Source organism: Marinobacter sp. bablab_jr008 (genome assembly GCF_016464145.1).
GTDB classification, from domain to species: Bacteria; Pseudomonadota; Gammaproteobacteria; order Pseudomonadales; family Oleiphilaceae; genus Marinobacter; species Marinobacter nauticus.
The window spans coordinates 15,562-34,804 of the sequence record NZ_JACDWW010000051.1 but is presented as its reverse complement, the minus strand read 5'-3'; the positions used below and the strand labels follow the sequence as shown (position 1 = coordinate 34,804).

General features: G+C 60.2%; 16 protein-coding genes. 10 read left to right on the top strand and 6 right to left on the bottom strand.

Going from position 1 to position 19,243, the window contains the following annotated elements; translation table 11 throughout:
* Positions 1–7: 7 nt before the first annotated feature.
* Both JIF53_RS05585 and pdxH read right to left on the bottom strand, forming a co-directional pair.
* Positions 8–772 carry a 4'-phosphopantetheinyl transferase family protein gene (locus JIF53_RS05585; RefSeq protein WP_023007835.1) on the bottom strand — a complete coding sequence of 255 codons (765 nt, stop codon included), beginning with the start codon at positions 770–772 and terminating at the stop codon, positions 8–10.
* Positions 741–1,376, bottom strand: a complete 636-nt coding sequence (gene pdxH / locus JIF53_RS05580; protein WP_011783735.1) for a pyridoxamine 5'-phosphate oxidase — start codon at positions 1,374–1,376, stop codon at positions 741–743. Before pdxH ends, JIF53_RS05585 begins: the two co-directional genes overlap by 32 nt.
* Positions 1,377–1,554: 178 nt before the next feature.
* On the opposite strand from pdxH, the gene JIF53_RS05575 reads away from it, so the two are divergent.
* The 7 genes from JIF53_RS05575 (at position 1,555) to JIF53_RS05545 (ending at position 11,947) form a co-directional block, all read left to right on the top strand.
* Entirely contained in the window at positions 1,555–4,407 is a 2,853-nt protein-coding gene (locus tag JIF53_RS05575) for a DUF748 domain-containing protein (protein WP_199452027.1), read from the top strand.
* 26 nt (positions 4,408–4,433) lie between these two features.
* Positions 4,434–5,039, top strand: coding sequence for a 5'-deoxynucleotidase (gene yfbR / locus JIF53_RS05570; RefSeq protein WP_011783737.1), 606 nt, complete (start codon positions 4,434–4,436; stop codon positions 5,037–5,039).
* 129 nt (positions 5,040–5,168) lie between these two features.
* Positions 5,169–5,984 (top strand): SDR family NAD(P)-dependent oxidoreductase, encoded by an 816-nt coding sequence (locus JIF53_RS05565; RefSeq protein ID WP_014420137.1) that lies wholly within the window; start codon positions 5,169–5,171, stop codon positions 5,982–5,984.
* Between the two features lie 91 nt (positions 5,985–6,075).
* The gene (locus JIF53_RS05560; RefSeq protein ID WP_023011989.1) at positions 6,076–7,182 is read left to right on the top strand and encodes a GGDEF domain-containing protein; all 1,107 of its coding nucleotides are present in this window, start codon (positions 6,076–6,078) and stop codon (positions 7,180–7,182) included.
* A 53-nt stretch (positions 7,183–7,235) separates the two neighbouring features.
* The gene (locus tag JIF53_RS05555; protein WP_011783740.1) at positions 7,236–8,012 is read left to right on the top strand and encodes a class II glutamine amidotransferase; all 777 of its coding nucleotides are present in this window, start codon (positions 7,236–7,238) and stop codon (positions 8,010–8,012) included.
* A 120-nt stretch (positions 8,013–8,132) separates the two neighbouring features.
* A complete protein-coding gene (locus tag JIF53_RS05550) occupies positions 8,133–9,203 on the top strand; it encodes a DUF2156 domain-containing protein (protein WP_199452026.1) in 1,071 nt (356 codons plus the stop codon).
* On the top strand, positions 9,200–11,947 hold the full coding sequence (locus JIF53_RS05545) for a LuxR C-terminal-related transcriptional regulator (RefSeq protein ID WP_199452025.1): 2,748 nt from the start codon (positions 9,200–9,202) through the stop codon (positions 11,945–11,947). The genes JIF53_RS05550 and JIF53_RS05545 overlap by 4 nt, the downstream gene beginning before the upstream one ends.
* A gap of 13 nt (positions 11,948–11,960) precedes the next feature.
* On the opposite strand, the gene JIF53_RS05540 is transcribed toward JIF53_RS05545, so the two are convergent.
* Complete coding sequence (locus tag JIF53_RS05540; RefSeq protein ID WP_011783744.1) at positions 11,961–12,854, bottom strand: metal-dependent hydrolase; 894 nt, start codon at positions 12,852–12,854, stop codon at positions 11,961–11,963.
* A 219-nt stretch (positions 12,855–13,073) separates the two neighbouring features.
* On the opposite strand from JIF53_RS05540, the gene JIF53_RS05535 reads away from it, so the two are divergent.
* Positions 13,074–14,180, top strand: coding sequence for a helix-turn-helix transcriptional regulator (locus JIF53_RS05535; RefSeq protein ID WP_114434370.1), 1,107 nt, complete (start codon positions 13,074–13,076; stop codon positions 14,178–14,180).
* Between the two features lie 96 nt (positions 14,181–14,276).
* Positions 14,277–14,684, top strand: coding sequence for an NINE protein (locus JIF53_RS05530; protein WP_022993443.1), 408 nt, complete (start codon positions 14,277–14,279; stop codon positions 14,682–14,684).
* On the opposite strand, the gene JIF53_RS05525 is transcribed toward JIF53_RS05530, so the two are convergent.
* Both JIF53_RS05525 and JIF53_RS05520 read right to left on the bottom strand, forming a co-directional pair.
* Complete coding sequence (locus tag JIF53_RS05525; protein WP_022993442.1) at positions 14,685–16,052, bottom strand: WS/DGAT/MGAT family O-acyltransferase; 1,368 nt, start codon at positions 16,050–16,052, stop codon at positions 14,685–14,687.
* Between the two features lie 101 nt (positions 16,053–16,153).
* Positions 16,154–18,031 carry an MFS transporter gene (locus tag JIF53_RS05520; protein ID WP_199452024.1) on the bottom strand — a complete coding sequence of 626 codons (1,878 nt, stop codon included), beginning with the start codon at positions 18,029–18,031 and terminating at the stop codon, positions 16,154–16,156.
* Positions 18,032–18,167: 136 nt separating this feature from the next.
* On the opposite strand from JIF53_RS05520, the gene JIF53_RS05515 reads away from it, so the two are divergent.
* On the top strand, positions 18,168–18,833 hold the full coding sequence (locus JIF53_RS05515) for a nitroreductase (protein WP_199452023.1): 666 nt from the start codon (positions 18,168–18,170) through the stop codon (positions 18,831–18,833).
* Between the two features lie 19 nt (positions 18,834–18,852).
* On the opposite strand, the gene nirD is transcribed toward JIF53_RS05515, so the two are convergent.
* Complete coding sequence (gene nirD / locus JIF53_RS05510) at positions 18,853–19,221, bottom strand: nitrite reductase small subunit NirD (protein WP_199452022.1); 369 nt, start codon at positions 19,219–19,221, stop codon at positions 18,853–18,855.
* Positions 19,222–19,243: the final 22 nt, after the last annotated feature.

The window sequence follows — 19,243 nt, the reverse complement described above, 5'->3', positions numbered from 1 at the left end:
GGCCTCGCTAGGGTCGGGCTCTGATCAGCCGGTGAAACAGAGGCTCCCAGGAAACGTCGAGGCTGGAAGCCGGCCCCAGATTGTAGTCATCCGGCGGTGGTTCCAGCAAGGTAATCTCCGGCCAGGTGCTGGTCTTATCCGGGCTGCCATCGCAGGGGTAAACCAGGGTAACCAGAAAGCCCTCGGCATACAGGCAACTGGCTTGCCAGTGTCGGTCGGGCTGGTCCCCGTACAGCTCGAAATTCTTTCGTACTTCCAGGGTTTGCAGATTGCCGGCGATGCCCCGCCCGGTCGCTTTAAGCCAGGCTTCTTTCAGGGTCCAGACCTTGAGGAAGCTGAACGCATTGTTCGCCTTCAGCAGCCATTCCTGCTCAACGGGAGTGAACCAGCGTGTCGTCACTCTGGCCCAGTCTGGCCGGCGCTGGCTCGGTTCAAGATCAATCCCCAGAGCCGTACGACTCGTGGCGCACGCTGCCAGCCCCTGGCTGTGGCTCAGCGACAGGTGCCAGCCCTGCGGGCTGGCCGAGGCAACGGGGCGTCCCGGTATCGGGTGACAGCTTGTTGGAGCCTCCCCACTGGCGCGGGCCAGGGCCTGACGAATCAGCCATCGACTGGTCAGATACTCCTGGCGTCTGGGCCCTTCCAGACGCGCGAGGGCTTTGCCTTCATCGGCGGTCATCCAGGCTGGGGCCTGGGACAGGTTCCGGTTGATCTGGTGGCACAGCCAGATCGCCGGCCGGTCAGGGTTGCAGTCGTTGGATTGTCCAGCCATCGCCTTCTCTCACGTACTCAAATCGATCGTGAAGCCGGCTCGGCCTTCCCTGCCAGAATTCGATTCGCTCCGGAACCACCCGGTACCCACCCCAGAAACTGGGGAGCGGAATTTCTCCGGAACTGAATTTGCGCTTCATCTCCGCGACTTTTTGCTCCAGTAGGCCTCGGGACGTAATGACCTGGCTCTGCTCCGAAACCCAGGCGCCAATCTGGCTGCCCCGGGGCCGGGACGAAAAGTAGCGCAGGGATTCCGCCTTGCTGACCTTTTCGACCGCACCCTGAATACGCACCTGCCGGTTCAGGCCGATCCACGGGAACAGCAGTGCCGCCCGGGGATTCTCCTGCAGCTCCTGAGCCTTGCGGCTGCCGTAGTTGGTGTAGAACACAAAACCCTGGCTGTCGAAATACTTCAGTAGCACGGTTCTGAGATCGGGCATGCCGTCGGCACCGGTGGTGGCCAGTGACATGGCATTGGGCTCCAGAATGCCCGCCGTTCTGGCATCCTCGAACCAGGTCTGGAACTGCTGTACCGGATCCTCGTTCAGGTGTTCCCGATCCAGCCCTTCGCTTTCGAAATCCCGACGCATATCGCCGATATCCATACTGCTCGTCTCCGTTGATCAACACAGGGAGTCATACGTCAGCGGAGCATATCGGGTTCGGTGGTCGCTGTCAGGTTTCGTGTCTGGTCGGGTGAATTCGCTGACAAACACCGCACACGGGCGCTATGCTTGCATCATGGCCGGCCGCGGCGCCGTGGGTAGATAAAGGGAGAGTCTTGTGGCAGAGAAAGAGGCAGAGAACAGCCAGGTAGCAAGCCAGCGGGTAGTGAGTCGCCGGAAGAGCCATCTGGTCAGGAACCTGCTGATCGCATTGGGCGTGTTGTTGGGTCTGTATGCCCTGGCCGGCTTCCTGGTTCTGCCCTGGTGGCTGGAGCGGTCGTTGCCGGAACAGATGGACCAGCGCATGGGCTGGCAGGCTGAGGTGGAGAACGTGCGGTTCAATCCGTTTGCCTTCAGCCTGGAAGCAGACGCCTTTTCTGCAAAGGATACGACTGGGGAGCCGGTGACGTCGTTTGATCACCTGCGGGTGAATCTCAGTTTCCTCAGCTTGCTCCGCGGTATCATCGGGTTTGAGGAAATCCGTCTGGTGGAGCCGGACGTTCGCCTGGATTTGCTGCAGGACCATGACATCAATTTTGCCCGGGACTGGCGCAGTGCCAATCCCGAGAAAGAGGACACGACCCGGCCTGAAACCGCTCAGTCGAGTAATCCGCCCAGGTTGTATTTCCAGCAGGTGACCATCGATGGTGGTGAGCTGCTGTTCCGTGACTTCTCCCAGGGTGGCGACCCTGCCGAGTTTCGGGTTGCGCCGCTGGATCTTACCCTGAACGATCTGGCCACCTGGCCCCGGGATGGCAGCGACAGTCAGTATTCCGTGATGGCTGCTCTGGGTGAGCAGGTGATTGAATGGGAGGGGGATCTGAGCGTTACCCCGCTGTACTCCGCAGGCCGGCTCCGGCTTTCAGGGCTTCGTCACGATACCCTCGCCCACTTCCTGGCGCCCTATCTGCCGTGGCAGCTGCGCGATGGTACCGTGACCCTGGAATCCCGTTATGAACTGGCCGGTGGCGATCGCTTTGAACTGATCACCTCCGATGGCAACCTCACTATCAAGCAACTGGCACTGGCGCTTTCGCCCTCCGATGAGCAGCCAGCCCTGGCTACGGAAGCCGTTGCCATTCAGGGCATTGGCTTCGACCTGACGGCCCGGGAGGCAACCGTTGGCATGGTGTCGATCCAGCAACCGTCGCTGGCCGCCACCCGCAATGCCAAGGGGGAGGTGGATTGGCAGTCGTCTCTGGCAACTGCCGGAACCGATCAATCCGAAACCTCGGAGCCGGCGTCTGATTCGGGCGAGCCATTCCGCTGGTCGGTCCAGGGTGTCGAGTTGTCCGGCGGTCAGGTTCGCTGGCGGGATCAGGTGCCGGAAACAGACGCCGAGATTGCCGTCAATAATCTGGCCATGACCATGGGTGGTCTCTCCCACCGCCTGGATGAACCGGTTTCCTACGATATTTCCGCAGAACTCGGCTCCGGTGGCCGGGTGACCGCCATGGGCCAGCTGACTCCAGCGCCGTTTACCTTTGAGGGCGCCTTGTCCGGCAGCGACATCCTGTTGCCCGTTATCCAGCCCTATGTTGCTGATGCCGCAAACCTGGAGCTGGTGGATGGCCGCCTGGGTTTCGATGGCAATCTGGACCTGGATGGCCAGGATGAACCCCTGACCGGCACCTTCAGTGGCACGGCTGAAATTGCCGGGTTGGCCACGCGGCTACCGGGCAATGGCGGGGAGCTGGTGTCCTGGGAGTTGCTGCGCCTGGCCCCGGTGGAGTTCAACCTTAATCCCGCCCGGCTGGAAATCGGCACCGTGACCCTGAACAGCCCGGCGGTTAACGTCATCCGGGCCGCCGACGGACTGCACAATCTGCAGCAGATTATTCAGGATGGCGGGGCCTCCGAGGCAGAAACCAGCCCAACGGCGTCGTCGGAAGCTTCGGAGCCAGGCTTTATTTTCCGCATTGGCGAACTGGTCGTGGAGCAAGGTTCCATGGCCTACACCGACCGCACGCTGGAGCCGCCCTTCAGTACCGGGTTCCAGGAACTTACGGGATCGGTGACCGGCATCAGCAATGTCCCTCCGCAACAGGGGCGGGTGGCGATCAGCGGCCAGCTGGCCGGGGTGGCACCGGTTCGTTTTGACGGAACCCTGGGCGCTCTGGGCACCGAAGAGCCCAGCAACCTGAAACTCACCATGAAAGACATGGCGTTGCCGGTACTGTCGCCCTATTTCGGTCGCTATCTGGGGTATTCGGTGGACAGCGGCAAACTGGAACTGGCGCTGGATTACCAGATAACCGGTACCCGGCTTGAGGCGTCCAACGAAGTGATCCTGGACCGGATGCAACTGGGCTCTGCGGTGGCCAGCGAACAGGCCATTAACGCCCCGGTCAAGCTGGGTCTGGCTCTGCTCACAGATCGTGACGGTGTTATCGAGGTGAATTTGCCCATTCAGGGCGACATGTCAGACCCCGAATTCAGCGTTGGCCAGATTGTCATGCGGGCGTTCGTGAACCTGTTGGTGAAAGCGGCCGCCTCACCGTTCAGTATGCTGGGCTCGCTGGCGGAAATGGCAGGCTTCAGCAGCGAAGAGCTGGGCCAGGTCAGCTTTGTTCCCGGTAGTGTACAACTGGCGGATAACGAGGCCGAGAAACTGTCCGCGCTGGCCCAGGCGCTAAGGGAGCGCCCGGAGCTTCTGCTCAACATCCGTGGTGCTGTTGCCCCTGAGGCCGATGCCCTGGCATTGCTGAAGGCGCAGATGCAGGCCCGCGGTGAGGCCGTTACCGGCGAAGCCTGGGAGCAGGCGCAGCAGGCCTGGCGCGATGGTGAGCGCAGCCTGCCGCCGGAAGCGCTTGGAAGTCTGGCCTCGGAGCGAGGGGTAACGGTTCGTCAGGTGCTGACGGCGACGCATGAGGTGTCGGACAGCCAGTTGTTCCTGCTGGATCCGGCTCGCGATGCGCCGGTAGATGAACAGGGCAACGTGATGGTCCGGTTTACCCTGGACGTTCGTTGAATCGGAATACACGGAGTTCCGCAGCCATGACCGACAGCCCGGGCCGAAAGGCCAGCCATTTCTTTGCCTATGTGTCGCGCCTGCGCTGGATCAAACGCTGGGGCCTGATGCGCAATGCTATTGATGAAAACGTGGCCACCCATTCCTGGGAGGTGGCTACCGTTGCCCACGCCCTGGCGCTTATTCGCAACCGGCATTTTGCCGGAACGGTGAATGCAGACCGTGTCGCTGCAGCGGCTCTCTATCATGATGCCACCGAAGTGATCACCGGGGATATGCCCACCCCGGTGAAATACCATTCCCGGGTGATGCGGGAGGCGTTCGGCGACATCGAACACAAGGCCGAAGCTGAATTGCTGGCGCTGTTGCCGGAAGACCTGCGGGAGGATTTTTCGCCCTATGTGCGGGAATCCCGACTGGGGCCGGAAGAAAAGGAACTGATCAAGGCGGCGGACCGTCTCTCGGCCTGGCTGAAATGTCGTGCCGAACTGCGTGCCGGCAATCCGGAGTTCGGCCCCGCGGAGCAGCAGATCCGGGCACGCCTGGAAGCGGACGGCCTGCCGGAAGTGCAGTACTTCCTGGAGGTGTTTGCACCCGGGTATGACCAGCCCCTGGATAACCTTCTGGGTTGATTGGAGGACTGGCTCTGGTGCCGGGCTCGCCAGGGGTCCAGTGCCATAGGTTTGCCTCTGGTGGCTCTCTAAAGTGGCGAATAACGAAAGCGCTGCTTTACTGAAAGACCACAACAAGAGGTTCCCGCCATGAAAGATCTGAACAACAAGGTGGCTGTCGTCACCGGTGCTGGCTCTGGTATCGGCCGATCCCTGGCCAAATCCCTCGCGGCCCGGGGCTGTCGGCTGGCTCTTTCCGATGTTAACGAGGCGGGGCTGGCGGAAACCGCAGCCAGCCTGGGCGGCGCCGAGGTAAAAACCTACCGCCTGGATGTCTCCGACCGGGACGCTATCTACGCCCACGCCGCGCAGGTCCGCAAGGAATTTGGTCAGGTTAACCTGATTATCAACAACGCCGGTGTGGCCCTCTCTGCCACGGTGCGGGAAATGACCGACGCCGATTTCAAGTGGGTGATGGACATTGATTTCTGGGGCGTTGCCCACGGTACCCGGGCGTTTCTGCCGTACCTGATTGAATCCGGCGATGGTCATGTGGTGAACATCTCCAGTGTGTTTGGCCTGATCGGAGTGCCCAAGCAAAGCGCCTACAATGCTGCCAAGTTTGCGGTGCGTGGGTTTACCGAGTCCCTGCGCCAGGAAATGAAACTGGAGAATCAGCCGGTTCAGGTCAGCTGTGTGCACCCTGGTGGCATCCGCACCAACATTGCCAATGCCGCGCGCATGGGCAAATCCGAAAACGCCGAGGCCCAGCGCAAGGGCTTCGACAAACTGGCCATGACCACACCGGACAAGGCGGCTGAAATTATTGTTAAAGGCATCCTCAAAAACGAATCCCGTATTCTGGTGGGGCCGGATGCCTGGGGCATTGACGCCATCAATCGGTTGCTGGGCTCGGCCTATCAACCGTTGGTGGAGCGGTTCTCCCGCAAGAACCTGTATATCTGAGGGCTCGCGGTAACCTGATCTCCGTTGGCTGGTTGTTTTACAGCCAGCGGAGACCGACTATACTCTCTGGTTGATCCAGGGAAGAGTCAGCATGAATACGTCAAAGCATCCGGATCTGGGGACGGCATTGGAACAAAGCCGCTCAGGACTCCGGGATAACCACCGTCGCTCGCTTACCAGGCTGTTGTTTCTGGTGACTGGCTCTGCGCTGGTCGTTTTTTCCTGTCTGCAATTTTTCAACGGTTATCCATGGGTGGCGCTGGTCGAGCTGTTGGCCAGTGGGCTGCTTTTCTACGGCGTTTTTTGTCTGAAAACCACGGCTCACCTGCAACAGTGGATCTACGCCTATCTGGTGTCGCTGTTTTCGTTTTTCATCGTCATCTTGCTGTTGCCAGAGGCCTCCATTGCGGCTTTTGTCTGGGTGCTGATGATGCCGGTTCTGGCCTACCTTCTGCTCGGCAAGCACGAGGGCATGATCCTGAGTGTGCCCTTTATGCTGGTGGGCGGGGTGGTTTACTACTTCTTCCTCGGTGATGTGGGTTCTGCCCACCGGATGATCGATCTGCTCAACATGGTTCTGTGCGGTGCCCTGATGCAGGTGTTCATGCACATGTACGAGGTGCGTCGGGAAGAGGCTGAGCAACGGTTGTTCGACATGGCACAGACCGATGCCCTGACCGGCCTGGCCAATCGCTCCAATTTCCAGTCAACACTGGCCCGCACTATTGCCGAGTGTGAGCGCAGCGGAACCGATTTTGCTCTGGTGATTATGGACATCGACCACTTCAAACTGGTCAACGATACCCTCGGCCACGATGCCGGTGACTACGTATTGAGGAGCATCGGGCAGTGCCTGACCGAGCGTCTGCGCACGACCGACTTTGTTGGCCGGCTGGGCGGCGAGGAATTTGGCCTGATTCTGAGGGATGCAAAGCCTGGGGATGCCTTTGAACTGATGGACGAGTTGCGGGAGCGCATTGCCCGGCGGGAGCTGAAATACGGCGAAGCGGGTATCCGCGTGACCGCCTCCTTTGGTATTGCCCAGTGGCCGGAGCATGGCAGGGAGGCGGAAACGCTGTTCTGTGTGGCAGATCGCTGTCTCTACAGCGGCAAGCGGGCAGGCCGGAACCGTGTGGCGCCCGCCGGTGCCGGACAGCCTCCGAAATCCGTCGGTTCGATGGCTGGAGGTCTCGGTTGATTCGGGTATCCTAGCGAATACACCCGGAAGCAAGGCCGAGGATACCGCCAACCATGTGTGAACTGCTGGCCATGAGCGCCAACACCCCGACCGATCTCTGTTTCAGCTTTACCGGTCTGACCCGTCGTGGCGGTGACACTGGCCCACACAAGGATGGCTGGGGCGTCGCTTTCTACGAAGGTAAAGGGGTACGCTGTTTTCACGATGCCGACGCCAGTGCCTCCTCGCGCATTGCCGAAGTGGTGCAAACCCACCCCATCAAGAGTGAAGTGGCCATCTGCCACATTCGTCAGGCCAATGTGGGTGATATCTGCCTGGCCAACACCCACCCGTTTATCCGCGAGCTCTGGGGCCGCTACTGGGTCTTCGCCCATAATGGTCAGCTTTCGGAGTTTTCCGCGGCGCCCGGCTTCTACGAGGCCGTTGGCAGCACCGACAGCGAAGCCCTGTTCTGCGATATCCTGAACCACCTGCGCAGTCATTGCGATCGAGACACTGCCACCGAGCAGGTGGTGGAACGGCTGGTTCAGCTGTCCCGGAACTACGCCCGCCAAGGGGTATTCAACCTGCTGCTAAGCAACGGCGACTGGCTGTTTACCTTTTGCACCACCAAGATGGCCAGTATTACCCGACGGGCGCCGTTTGGCCCCGCCCGCCTGAAAGATGCCGACGTTACCGTGGATTTTGAATCGGAAACCACACCCAACGACATTGTCAGCGTCATCGTGACCGAACCCCTCACCAGCGACGAAACCTGGGATATTTACAAGCCGGGTGAATGGCGTTTGTGGCGACGGGGCGTTGTGGTGATGCAGGGCTCGGAATTGTGACCCAGTTCCGGTGGGGCGCCAGGCACTCAACCCTTTGACCGATGGCCGGCCGAGGCACGGCCTTTAGCATTTTGTTCTGAACACAGGAAAGCGGTATCAGAACAACAAAGGGAATGACCCATGCCTGCCTCTCATCTGTCTGCGGCGGTGGCCCCGGCTGCCGATGACCGGAATATCAACTCGAGTGTGCCGGATCCCGGGCGTTGCCATGAACGCACCGCCGAGCACCTGATCCGTCTGCACGGGAGCCAGTCCAGCAGCTATTTTGCCTTGCAGCCGGATTGCCGGCACTTTCTCAGTCCCGGTCTCGGGCTGGTACCGTATGTTCCGGTAAAGGTGTTGGGGCAGCGGGTAAACGTGGTGCCCACAAGCCCCCTGGCGGGAGCACAGAGTATGGGCCGGCTACTGCAGGCGTTCGAGCAGAGTGTGCCCGGCCCCTCACTGTATGTCGGCGTCGATCAGTCGCTCCTGGGGCCGTTGGGCGAGCTTGGTTACGATGCCACGGTGATGGGTACGGAGTTCTCGGTTGATCTGACGAGGTTCTCGCTTCGTGGCAAGGCGATGAAGCAGCTGCGCCATGCCCGCAATCTGGACAGGCGGTGTCGAATCGAGGTGCGGGAGCAATGTGGAGATGAGGTGAACTGGCACAAGGTGGCGGGTATCTCGGAGCGCTGGCGCCTGGGCAAGGCGGTCAAGGAACGGGAATTGGGTTTGCTCACGCGGCCACCGGTGTTTGCAGATGAATGGGGAGTGCGCAAGTTCTACGCCTATGTGGAGGGCGAGCTGGCCGGATACGTGTTCTTTGATCCTTGGTACCGTCACCATGAACTGGCGGGCTATTGCGCCAATATTCTGCGGGCGTCGCCGGAAATGAACCGGCTCGGCGTACTCGACCACATTATTCTGCAGGCGGCCAGTCAGTTTCGTGAGGAAGGCGTGCCTGAGCTGTCGCTGGGCATTGCGCCCCTGCACGGCGTCCGCCACTGCCCGGGTGACCGGCCGGGCCTGCGCCGCCTTCAGAATATCCTGTATCGCTATGGGAATCGCCTTTACGCCTTCCAACCTCTGGCGTACCACAAATCACGCTACCGTGGCCGGGAAACTCCCTGGTTTGTCTGTGCCCGGGAACTGGGCAGTACCCGACTGGTTGCCACGCTGATGAAGGGCACGGGTCTGCTCGCACTGCCATGACCCGGATTTCTGAACAGGCCTCCCAGTTTGGAGTGCCGGGGCTGGTTGATGACACCGGCACTGACTATGCTGAAGCTCATTTGCCAACGGTAGTGAGCTCCATGGTTGCCGAAACCAAATTAACCCGCCCCGGGCTGCCTTCAGGCTTGTTGCTTGAGCCCTCACGGTTGCAGGCGCTTGATTGTATTGAACAGGTGCCGTTTGTGCTGGTGTCGGCACCGGCCGGTTTTGGTAAAACCACATTGGTCAGTCAGTGGCTGGAACAGGAAAAACCGGTGCATGCCTGGTTGACGCTGGACCAAAGGGACAACGCGCCGGCCCTGTTCTGGAATGCCGTGGCCAGCGCACTGGCGCGGGTGAACCCACGCTTTGCCATTCGCGAGAGTACCTTGTTGGCCGCGCTGGAACCGGGTGCCGCTGTTGACCCGGTGACCATGCTGATCAACCGCCTGGCGGATTATTCCCGAACCTGGCAGGCACCCAGCCGCCTGGTTCTGGTGCTGGATGATTTTCACCTGCTTGACCAGCAAGTACTACTGGAGCAGATCCGGCGCTTTATCGACTTTGCTCCGGGGTTTTTGCGCATTGTCTGTATCTCGAGGCTCGACCCACCCATTCGCACCGCGCAGTTGCTGGCCCGGCAACAGATGGTCCGGCTGGGGCCGGAGGTGCTCCGTTTTGATCTGGCGTTGACTCGAAAATTCGTCCAGGCCCGCCGGACTGATCTCTCCGAAGAACAGATGTTGCAGTTGCATCAGCGCACCGGCGGCTGGCCAGCGGCGTTGCAGCTCTCGGCGTTGTCGGAAAACCCGTTAAGCCATGTACCCGGGCCTGGTCAGAGAGCCCTGAGTGACTATCTGCTGGAGGAAGTGTTCGCTGGTCTTGAGCCCGGGCTACAGCAATTTCTCCAGGATATGAGCCTGCTCCCTCTTTTCTCACATGAGGTTGCTGATGAAGCCCGGAATGGTAGCGATGCAGCGGACTGGATCGCAGTCATGCGCGAACGCAATCTGCTGTTCCAGAGTTACGGAGAGGGTCACTACTGGTATCGCCTGCATGATCTGCTGATCGACTGGCTTCAGGCGCAGGATCGGGAGCCTGAAGGGGAAAGCTCCATACGAATCAGGGCGGCCGAGGCATTCCGCCAGCGGGGCCTGATTGTGGAGGCCCTTGAGCTTTTTCTGGCCGAGGGCTGCTATGACCAGGCGGAAGCCCTGGTACCGTTGCTGTTGCAGGCGGAGGACCTGAGCGGCTACCGGTCACTGCCTTCGCGCTTCCCGGACAGTGTCCGGATGTGTTCTCCCGCGCTGCTTCTGCTGCAGGCGCTGTTTGCCTTCATGGATGGTCAGTACGGAGCAGTGCTTGAGCATCTGGCCGCGGCCGACCGGCTTCTGCAGTCGACAGACCCGTCACCGGACACCGAGGCTCTGCAGTTTGTCTCCATGTTGTTGGGCTGGCCCTCGGCACGGTTTGCCGGCCACCGTGCAGAGGCCGAGCAGTCCCTGACTCAGATACAGGCCCGGTTGGCCAGCGCTCCAGCCGGCCTGCAACACTGGGGGCTGTATACCCTCGGTACTGAAGCCTTTATGGAGGCACGATTGGGGCCGGCGCGCACCTTGTTGACCGATGCGCTGGCAGGGGCCCTGAAGAGTGGCGATAACCCCTGTGCCCTGCGCTGTCTGGTCATGCTGGTTCCGGTTCTGGTGCAGGGCGGTCGCATTGGCGATGCCCGCCGCTGCTATGAACAGACCCGGTTGAAGCTTGTCAACGGGCCCGTGAGTAAGGAGCAGGTTTGCCTTCTGGCCTATCTGGAGGGCTTGTTGGCGCTGGAGCATCATGATCTTGCATACGCCGCAAAACGGCTGGGCGAGGCCGGTCTGATTGCCGACCAGCATCTGACGCCGCTGGATCAGCTTTACCTGGCGTTTGAGCGGTTTCGCCTGGGCATGGTTTTGCGAGACTCCGAACTCTGGCAGCAGGAACTCAGCCGGATTGAGCAGTTGCACCAGGTTATGGGCCAGTTGCGCTGGCACCATAACATTCCGCGCCCGGAGGTACTGGAGGCGTTGGCGCGATTGACGGAGGGTAACGCCTTCCCTTTGATTCTATGGGCCCAGAGCGATCCGGAACCGGTTGTAGGTAATCGCTTTTGTACCCTGAACGAAACCTTGTTGAAACTGATCGGTCAGTTGCTGGCGGCGTCGCCGGTGGCCCGGGAACTGGCAGCCCTGCGAACTGAGGCGGAAGAGGCGGGGTTGCTTCAGCTGGTGTGTCGTCTTGATCTGGTCAGTCTGATGGTTCAGGCCTTCGGGGATCAGGATCCTGAGGGAGCGGTGAAAAAGCTCGATGCACTGTTGGCGCTCTGGGTGCCCCGTGGTCTGGTGCGCCCCTTTGTGGATGCGGATCCCCGGCTGGATAGTCTGCTCGACGCCTGTATTACCCGCGGCTGGTCGGAAGTGGAAGCCAGCCGGATACTGGCTCTCCGGCAGGCCCGGATGGAGCCGGAAGCCGAAACCTGCGCCCGCACCCCGGAAGTCGCTGGTCCTGATGAACCGTTAAGTGATCGGGAACAGGGGGTGTTGGATCTGCTGGCAGAGGGACTCAGTAACAAGGCCATCAGCAAACAGCTCGGCATCTCAGTGGCGACGGTAAAGTCACATTTGAGCAATATTTACGGCAAGCTTCAGGCCGAGAACCGGATGCAAGCGGTTGCTCGCGCCCGGGAACTCGGCCTGATGTCATAGAGCGGGTGCACGATTACTGCAGCGTGCGCCGATTGCCGTTCTTGTACTGGGGCGCGATGTAGTCCTGGATCTGTTCCTTGAAACGACCGATCAGCTCACTGTTGTCCTTGTCCCAGGGATGGAAGCCGGGCTTGAAGTACTCCAGCCAGGTCGGGATCAGACTGGAGAAGGCGCCGTTTTTGCCCCACATGCGCCACATACCTTTGGCGGCGTCCTTAACGGAGAAATGGCTGCGGTCCTTCAGGGCCATGCGGCCGGTATACCAGGTGCCGACAATACCCAGGGCTACGGTACTGAAGACCTGGTAAAACGCCCGCTCGGTGTAGGTACCGCCAGCCTGGAGGAAAACGTCATAAGCAACGGCCTTATGCTCGGTTTCCTCAATGGCGTGCCACACCCACAGCGGGCGCATGGATTCGTGCATGTCTTCGCGTATATCGTCACGCTCCAGCAGCATGTCGGCCATCATGGCTGTGATGTGCTCCAGGGCGCAGGTAATGGCCAGCTGGTGGCGTTTGGGCAGCTTCCGTGCCACGTCCAGAATCACTTTCAGATCCCGCTCCATCTCTTCTACCGGCATGCCCTGGTCGCGGACATGCTGGTTCATGGCGATGTGCTCGAGCGAGTGCATGGCTTCCTGGCCGATGAAACCGCGCACGTCCTCTTTCAGCTTCTTGTCCTGGATCTGGTCTCGAAACGCCCGGACCGAGTCCACAAAAAACTGCTCACCCTCGGGAAACAAAACAGACAGGGCGTTCATGGTATGACTGATCAGATAGTTGTTATCCACCCAGTATCTGGGGACCTGTTCGCCAAACTCGAAACCCATGCGCTGGGGTTTGATGGAGACATTGTCCGGGGTATGGGAGGCCTTGCCCGGTTTGTTCGTTTGTGTGGTGGTCAGCATGGTTCTACTCCTTTGCGACGGAACGCTTTGGCTGATGTCATGAAGCCAGTGTGGCGGAGTCAATCCGGATACTGAATGCGCAAAGGGGACGGGCATCGTCCACAATGGGACAGGGGATTGGCCCGGGCGACAGCGGAGTCGGGGCAGCGGGCCCCACTGTGGCGGCAATCCGGTTCTGATAGAGTCAGAAACACGATAAATATCAATCAGGGACACACTATGGCAGGTACCGGTGCAGACAACGAGCGGCAAATGTTGGGGTTGTTCCTGGTGCCCGGGGTGTACCTGCGGGTACTGGCTGAAACCGTGCGTCAACTGGGTTACAACGACCGTCAGCTTTATCAGGGCCTGGATTTCACACATGAAGACCTGAAAGCCAACGACAGTCGGGTTTTCGTCACTGACGCCACTCTGATGGCGCAGCGCGCGCTCGAGGTGGCGGGCAAAGATGGCCTGAGTTTTATACTGGCGAGAGAGTTGCGGCTGACCATCCATGGCACCCTGGGCTTCGCCGCGCTTACCAGCCCGACCTTTGAGGGTGCGTTGGACTCTGTCCGTCGTTACCTCCAGCTGCGGGCGCCCTTTCTGAGCATGAAGCAGTCCATCGCCGGCGACAAAGTCCTGGTGCAGCTGTGCGCCGAGTTTGCGTTGCCCCCTATCTCCGAGTTCCTGGCCGAGACGGTCAGCGCCACGCTGATTCTGCTCACCGAACAATTGCTCGACCGGAGTGATGCCGAGGCCCGGGGTTTTGCCCTGGAAGAGGGTAAATTACCGGGCGTGTCAGTACATCTCCGGGGCCCGGAGCCAGCCTATTACCAGCGGTTTGCGGCTCAGTTGCCGGTCCGTTTCGAGTTTGGCCAGCCCGAGGAAATGCTGATTTTCCCCCGCAAGCTGCTGGACGTGCGCATGCGCCTGGCGGATGCTGAAGCCTCCCGGATGGCCCGGGACCAGTGTGAATTCGAGTTGCAGAAGGCGCTCAAGGAGCAGGGCGACATCGTGCTGGCGATTCGCAATATGCTGCGGATGACCCCAGGCCCCTTGCCCTCCCTGGAGGCCATGGCCGAGCGCTTCTGCGTGTCTTCCCGCACCCTGAAGCGGCGGTTGGCGGACCGGGACACCAGTTATCGGGAGATTGTCGAGGCCGTGCTGAAAGATCGGGCCATCCAGTTGCTGCGCTACACCAATCAGTCAGTCAGCGAGATTGCCTATGAACTGGGCTATGCCGATCTGTCCAATTTCAGCCGTGCTTTCCGCAAGTGGACGGGTAAATCCGCCAGTGAGTTTCGCGAGGACGGGCCGGACCCGGCACCGGATCTGGGGCCTTGAGTGCCGTTTGTGATTCCGGCGTTCGCCCCCATAATAATCTAGTGTCCCGCCTGTGGTGACACACCAAATCCAACTGTGAACAGGAAGAACGCCGCAATGATCGAAAGACCCGACACCCACAGCAAGCTGATCGGCTACCTGCTCTGGATATTCGGATTCCTGGGTTCGCACCGTTTCTATTACGGCAAGCCGGTGACCGGCACCATCTGGTTCTTTACTCTGGGGCTGCTGTTTATCGGCTGGATTATTGATTTGTTCCTGATTCCGGCTATGGACAAGGAAGCTGATTACCGGTTCCAGGATGGCCAGATCAGCTACAACATCGGCTGGATACTGCTGACCTTCCTGGGGGTTTTCGGGGTGCACCGGATGTACATGGGCAAATGGCTCACCGGCATCCTGTACCTGCTCACCGGCGGCCTGTTTTTCATCGGTGTGCTGTACGATTTCTGGACCCTGAACAGCCAGATTTCCGAGCGTAACCGGGCCGATCAGCTGGCCTGATTACAGACCGGCGTTGCGCTCCAGCTCTGCCAGACCCTGTTCCAGGTAGTCCAGCATCCGTTGCAGGCTGGGCAGGGTCCGGCGACAGCCAATCAGGCCGAACTCTACCTGGTCGTTATAGCTGGTCAGTGTCATGTTCAGGGCCAGTCTGTCCATATCGATAGACACCGGATACATGCCTTCCAGTTTCGCCCCGTTCCAGTACAGGGGCCTGGATGGCCCGGGGACATTGGAAATCACCACATTGAAGGTCTGCCACTTGGGCGCCAGCCCGGTCAGCAGGTGGAAGGCGGCCGGCGCCAGGGTCAGGGCCGTGTAGTTGACGATTTCCTCCGGGCTCATATGCCGGTAGCGCTGCTTGGCCTCTTCCATGCCATGGTGGATTTTTAACAGTCGTTCGCCGGCCTCCTGCACATCGGTGTGAAGGCTCGCCAGGATGACGCCTACCTGGTTGCCCCCGGAGCTGTCGTCCCGGCGTAGTGACACCGGCACAAAGGCCACCAGTGGTTTCTCCGGCAAGGCATCCTGATTCATCAGATAGGTACGCAGAGCCGCTGCGCACATGGCAGTTACGACATCGTTGACCGTGGTGCCGTAGGCCTCGCATACGGCGCGAATCCGTTTCAGGCACCAGGACTGAGCGGCGAAACGACGGGAACCGGTGATTTTCTGGTTCAGCATGCAGCGCGGGGCATGGAAAATGGAGTCGTAGGCCGGATCCTTCCGGGCCTGATTGATGGTTTTCAGTAGCTCCTTTGCCACAGTGGGAATGGTGCCGAGCTGGCGGCCCGAAAGCCCCAGCAAATGGGTGACACTGCGCCAGAGGGAGTGTCCGTCCGACTCACCCCTATCCCGTGACAGGCAAGGCAGATCCCAGATTGGCGGCATGCCGTGTTCGTCCGGGTTTTCACTCAGCATCCGGGTGGCCATGCGCATGGCCGAGACACCGTCCACCAGGGAATGGTGAACCTTGGTGTAGAGCGCAAACTGCCGGTCTTTCAGGCCCTCGATCAGGTGCACCTCCCACATGGGGCGCTCCCGGTCCATCAGGTGCGAATGCTCCGCCGATACGAACGACAGCAGCTCCCGAATACGCCCGGGTGTGGGCAGCGCCTCGAAGCGGAAATGATGCTCAAGGTCCAGGTGCTCATCCTCCACCCATACCGGCTGGCCCAGGCGATAGCTCAGGCGCTGGTTAAAGGGGGCGGTCACCTCCGTCTTCTGCCGAAGCTGGTCTGCCAGCTGCGCGACATAGTCGTCCGGCGCGCCTTCGGGGAAGGAAAACAGCTGGAGGCCGCCCACATGCATGGGCTGCTGGCGTTTTTCCAGCCAGAGAAAGAGCTGGTCAGTGGGATTCAGGGGCGTCACGGGGCAATCCTTGTTCTTGGTTTATGCCCCGATACTACCCCACTCCGAGCGGGTAAAAATTGGCTTTGGTAACAGCACCACCAAAAAGCCCGGCGAAAAGGCTATTGCGCGTCTCCACGCAGCGCTTTGACCTTTTGTTCCAGACGCTCGGCACTGGCCTCGTGGGGCGAGACCGGGAGACCAGCCAGCAGGTGAATCCGGGACCAGAACCGCCGTGGCCAATGGCTGAAGGCCGGCCCGCCACAATGGCTGAAAAAGCTGCCCCAGAGGCCGCGCAGTGCCATTGGCACCACCGGTACCGGTCGCCGGGCCAGAATCATGTCGACACCGGGCTTGAAGGTATCGACTTCGCCGTCTTTGGTGAGTTTGCCTTCCGGGAAAATACACACCACATGGCCGGCTGCGAGTTCTTCATCAATGCGGTCGAAAGCGGCTTCGTAAATCTCCGGCACCTTCGATTTCGGACCAATGGGGATAGCCTTGGCCAGGCGGAAGAAACCGCCCATGACCGGTGTCGCGAAAATGTTGTGATCCATCACGAATCGGACGGGTCGCCGCACCGCGCCGGCGATCACCAGGGCATCCATGTAGGAGACGTGGTTGCACACCAGCAGCACGGGGCCCTGCTCGGGTATACGGTCCAGGTTGTGGTGCGTGACCCGATAAATCGTGTGGGACAGGACCCAGATGACAAAGCGCAGGGCAAAGTCCGGTACCTGCTGGTACACGTAGGCCGCCACCATCAGGTTCATGATCGACAGCACCAGGAAGAACTCGGGAATGGTGAGTCCGAACAGGCCGAGCATGAGCATGCCCAGCAGCGCGCTGACCACCATAAACAGGGCGTTGAAAATATTCAGGGCGGCGATCACGCGGGCCCGGGTGGCCGGTTGTGTTTCCTGCTGGACATAAGCATACAGCGGCACGATAAACAGGCCGCCAAAGATACCAATGGCCAACAGGTCAATGGCCACCTGGCGATAATGGGGATCGGTTATGATCAGCCACCAGTCTGAGGGAATTGGCTGCTTCGGCATATTGAAGAACAGATCGATGCCGAAGAAACTCAGGCCAATGGAGCCGATGGGTACGATCCCCAGTTCAATCTTGTGGCCGGACAGCCGCTCGCAGGCAATGGAGCCGGCGGCGATGCCGATGGTGAAAATCGCCAGCAGTAAGGTGACGACCGTTTCGTCACCCATCAGGTGAGTCTTGGCGAAGTTCGGAAACTGGGTCAGATAGGCGGCACCCAGAAACCAGAACCAGGATATCGCCATGATGCTCAGGAATACATTGTGATTGTCCCGGGCAATGGCCATCAGTTTCCAGGTTTCCTGCAGCGGCCGGAAACCAATACGCAGATCCGGCGCTGCCGCCTCGGCCCTGGGAATCCGCCAGGCAGCCACCAGGCCAATCACCGCGAGCACCGCAACGGCGATGGCAATCACGGGGCCGGGAGCCGCAGCTTTCATCATCACGCCGGCCATCAGGGTACCCACCAGGATGGCCACAAACGTGCCCATCTCTACCAGCGCGTTACCACCCACCAGCTCGGATTCTTTCAGGGCCTGGGGCAGGATCGCGTACTTCACCGGCCCGAAAAACGCGGATTGTACGCCGGTGAGAAACAGCAGAAGGAACAACACCTCGTACCAGCCAAACCAGAGACCGACCGCGGCAATGCCCATGATCACCACCTCGGCGAATTTGATCCAGCGGATAACCGTGGATTTCTCGTACCGGTCCGCCACCTGGCCGGCGATGGCGGAGAACAGGAAAAACGGCAGGATAAACAGCATCGCGGCGAGATTGACCACCACATCCGACGACAGGCCAAACAGGCCCCCGGCGCTGTAGGTCACCAGCAGCAACAAGGCATTCTTGAACAGGTTGTCGTTGAAGGCACCGGCAAACTGGGTGACAAAGAATGGCAGGAACCGTCGCTCGGATAGCAGGCGAAACTGACTGTGATCTTCCATAACCTGAGGCTCTCCCTATGGGGTTCGCCGCAGACTATACGGCGCCCGGGAGGTGGTCAAGCGCGGCTGTTGTGCGCATACTGGATGCAGGATTGTGTTCCCAACCCAATGTTCTGGATGATGTGGAGTCTTGCCTATGGATGTTCAGCAGGCTGTTGTGTCACGCCGCTCGGTGCGGGACTTTCTGGATACCCCGGTGCCTGAAGCCACGCTTCGAACGGTAATCGAAACGGCGACCCGGTCGCCATCCGGAGGCAACCTGCAACCCTGGCATCTGCACGTCGTCACCGGCGATGCTCTGGCCCGACTCAAAGCCTTGATGCAGGAGAAGGTCAGCAAAGGTTTCAACGAAGTGCCGGAATACGAAATCTACCCACCAAAACTGCAATCGCCCTACCGCGACCGCCGGTTCGAAATCGGCGAACTCATGTACCGCCGGCTCGACATCCCCAGGGAAGACAAAGCCGCCCGCTTCGAATGGTTCAAACGCAACTTCGAATTCTTCGGCGCTCCGGTCGGCCTGTTCTGCACCGTCGACGACAACATGGGCCCGCCCCAGTGGTCCGATCTGGGCATGATCCTGCAAACCATCATGCTGTTGCTGCGCGCCGAAGGCCTGGACAGCTGCGCCCAGGAATCCTGGTCGGTGTACCCGAAAACCATCAGCGAATTCCTGGGCTTGCCCGAACACCGAAAAGTCTTCGCCGGCATGGCCATCGGCTACGCCAACCCCGACAGCCCGGTGAACCAGCTCACCAGCCCAAGGGCGCCGCTGGAAGAAAACGTCGAATTCATCAGCTGACGTAAGCGTCTCTCAGATCTCAGGCGGCCACCGACGCCGCCTGAGCCACCGGCACTTCCAGCCGGATCCGGTTGCCGTCCAGCAACACCGGATAGACCTTCACCTGCATGTTCTCGTCTTCCAGACATTGCCCGCTGCGCAGGCTGAAATGCTGCTTGTACAACGGCGACGCCACCACCGGCTCGCCGTTGATATCCCCGGTAATGCCTCGGGCCAGCACGTTCGAGCCACTGAACGGATCGGTATGGCTGATGGCAAACAACGCCGGCAGGCGGTGCGGCAGATAAAACACCGCCACCGGCCCGTCCTCCGTCCAAACCGCAATGCCGGAGTCAGCCACCAGATCGTCTACCGTACAAACCGCTTCCCAACAAGTCCGAGCTTTCATAAAACGTTCTCCTCAATCCCAA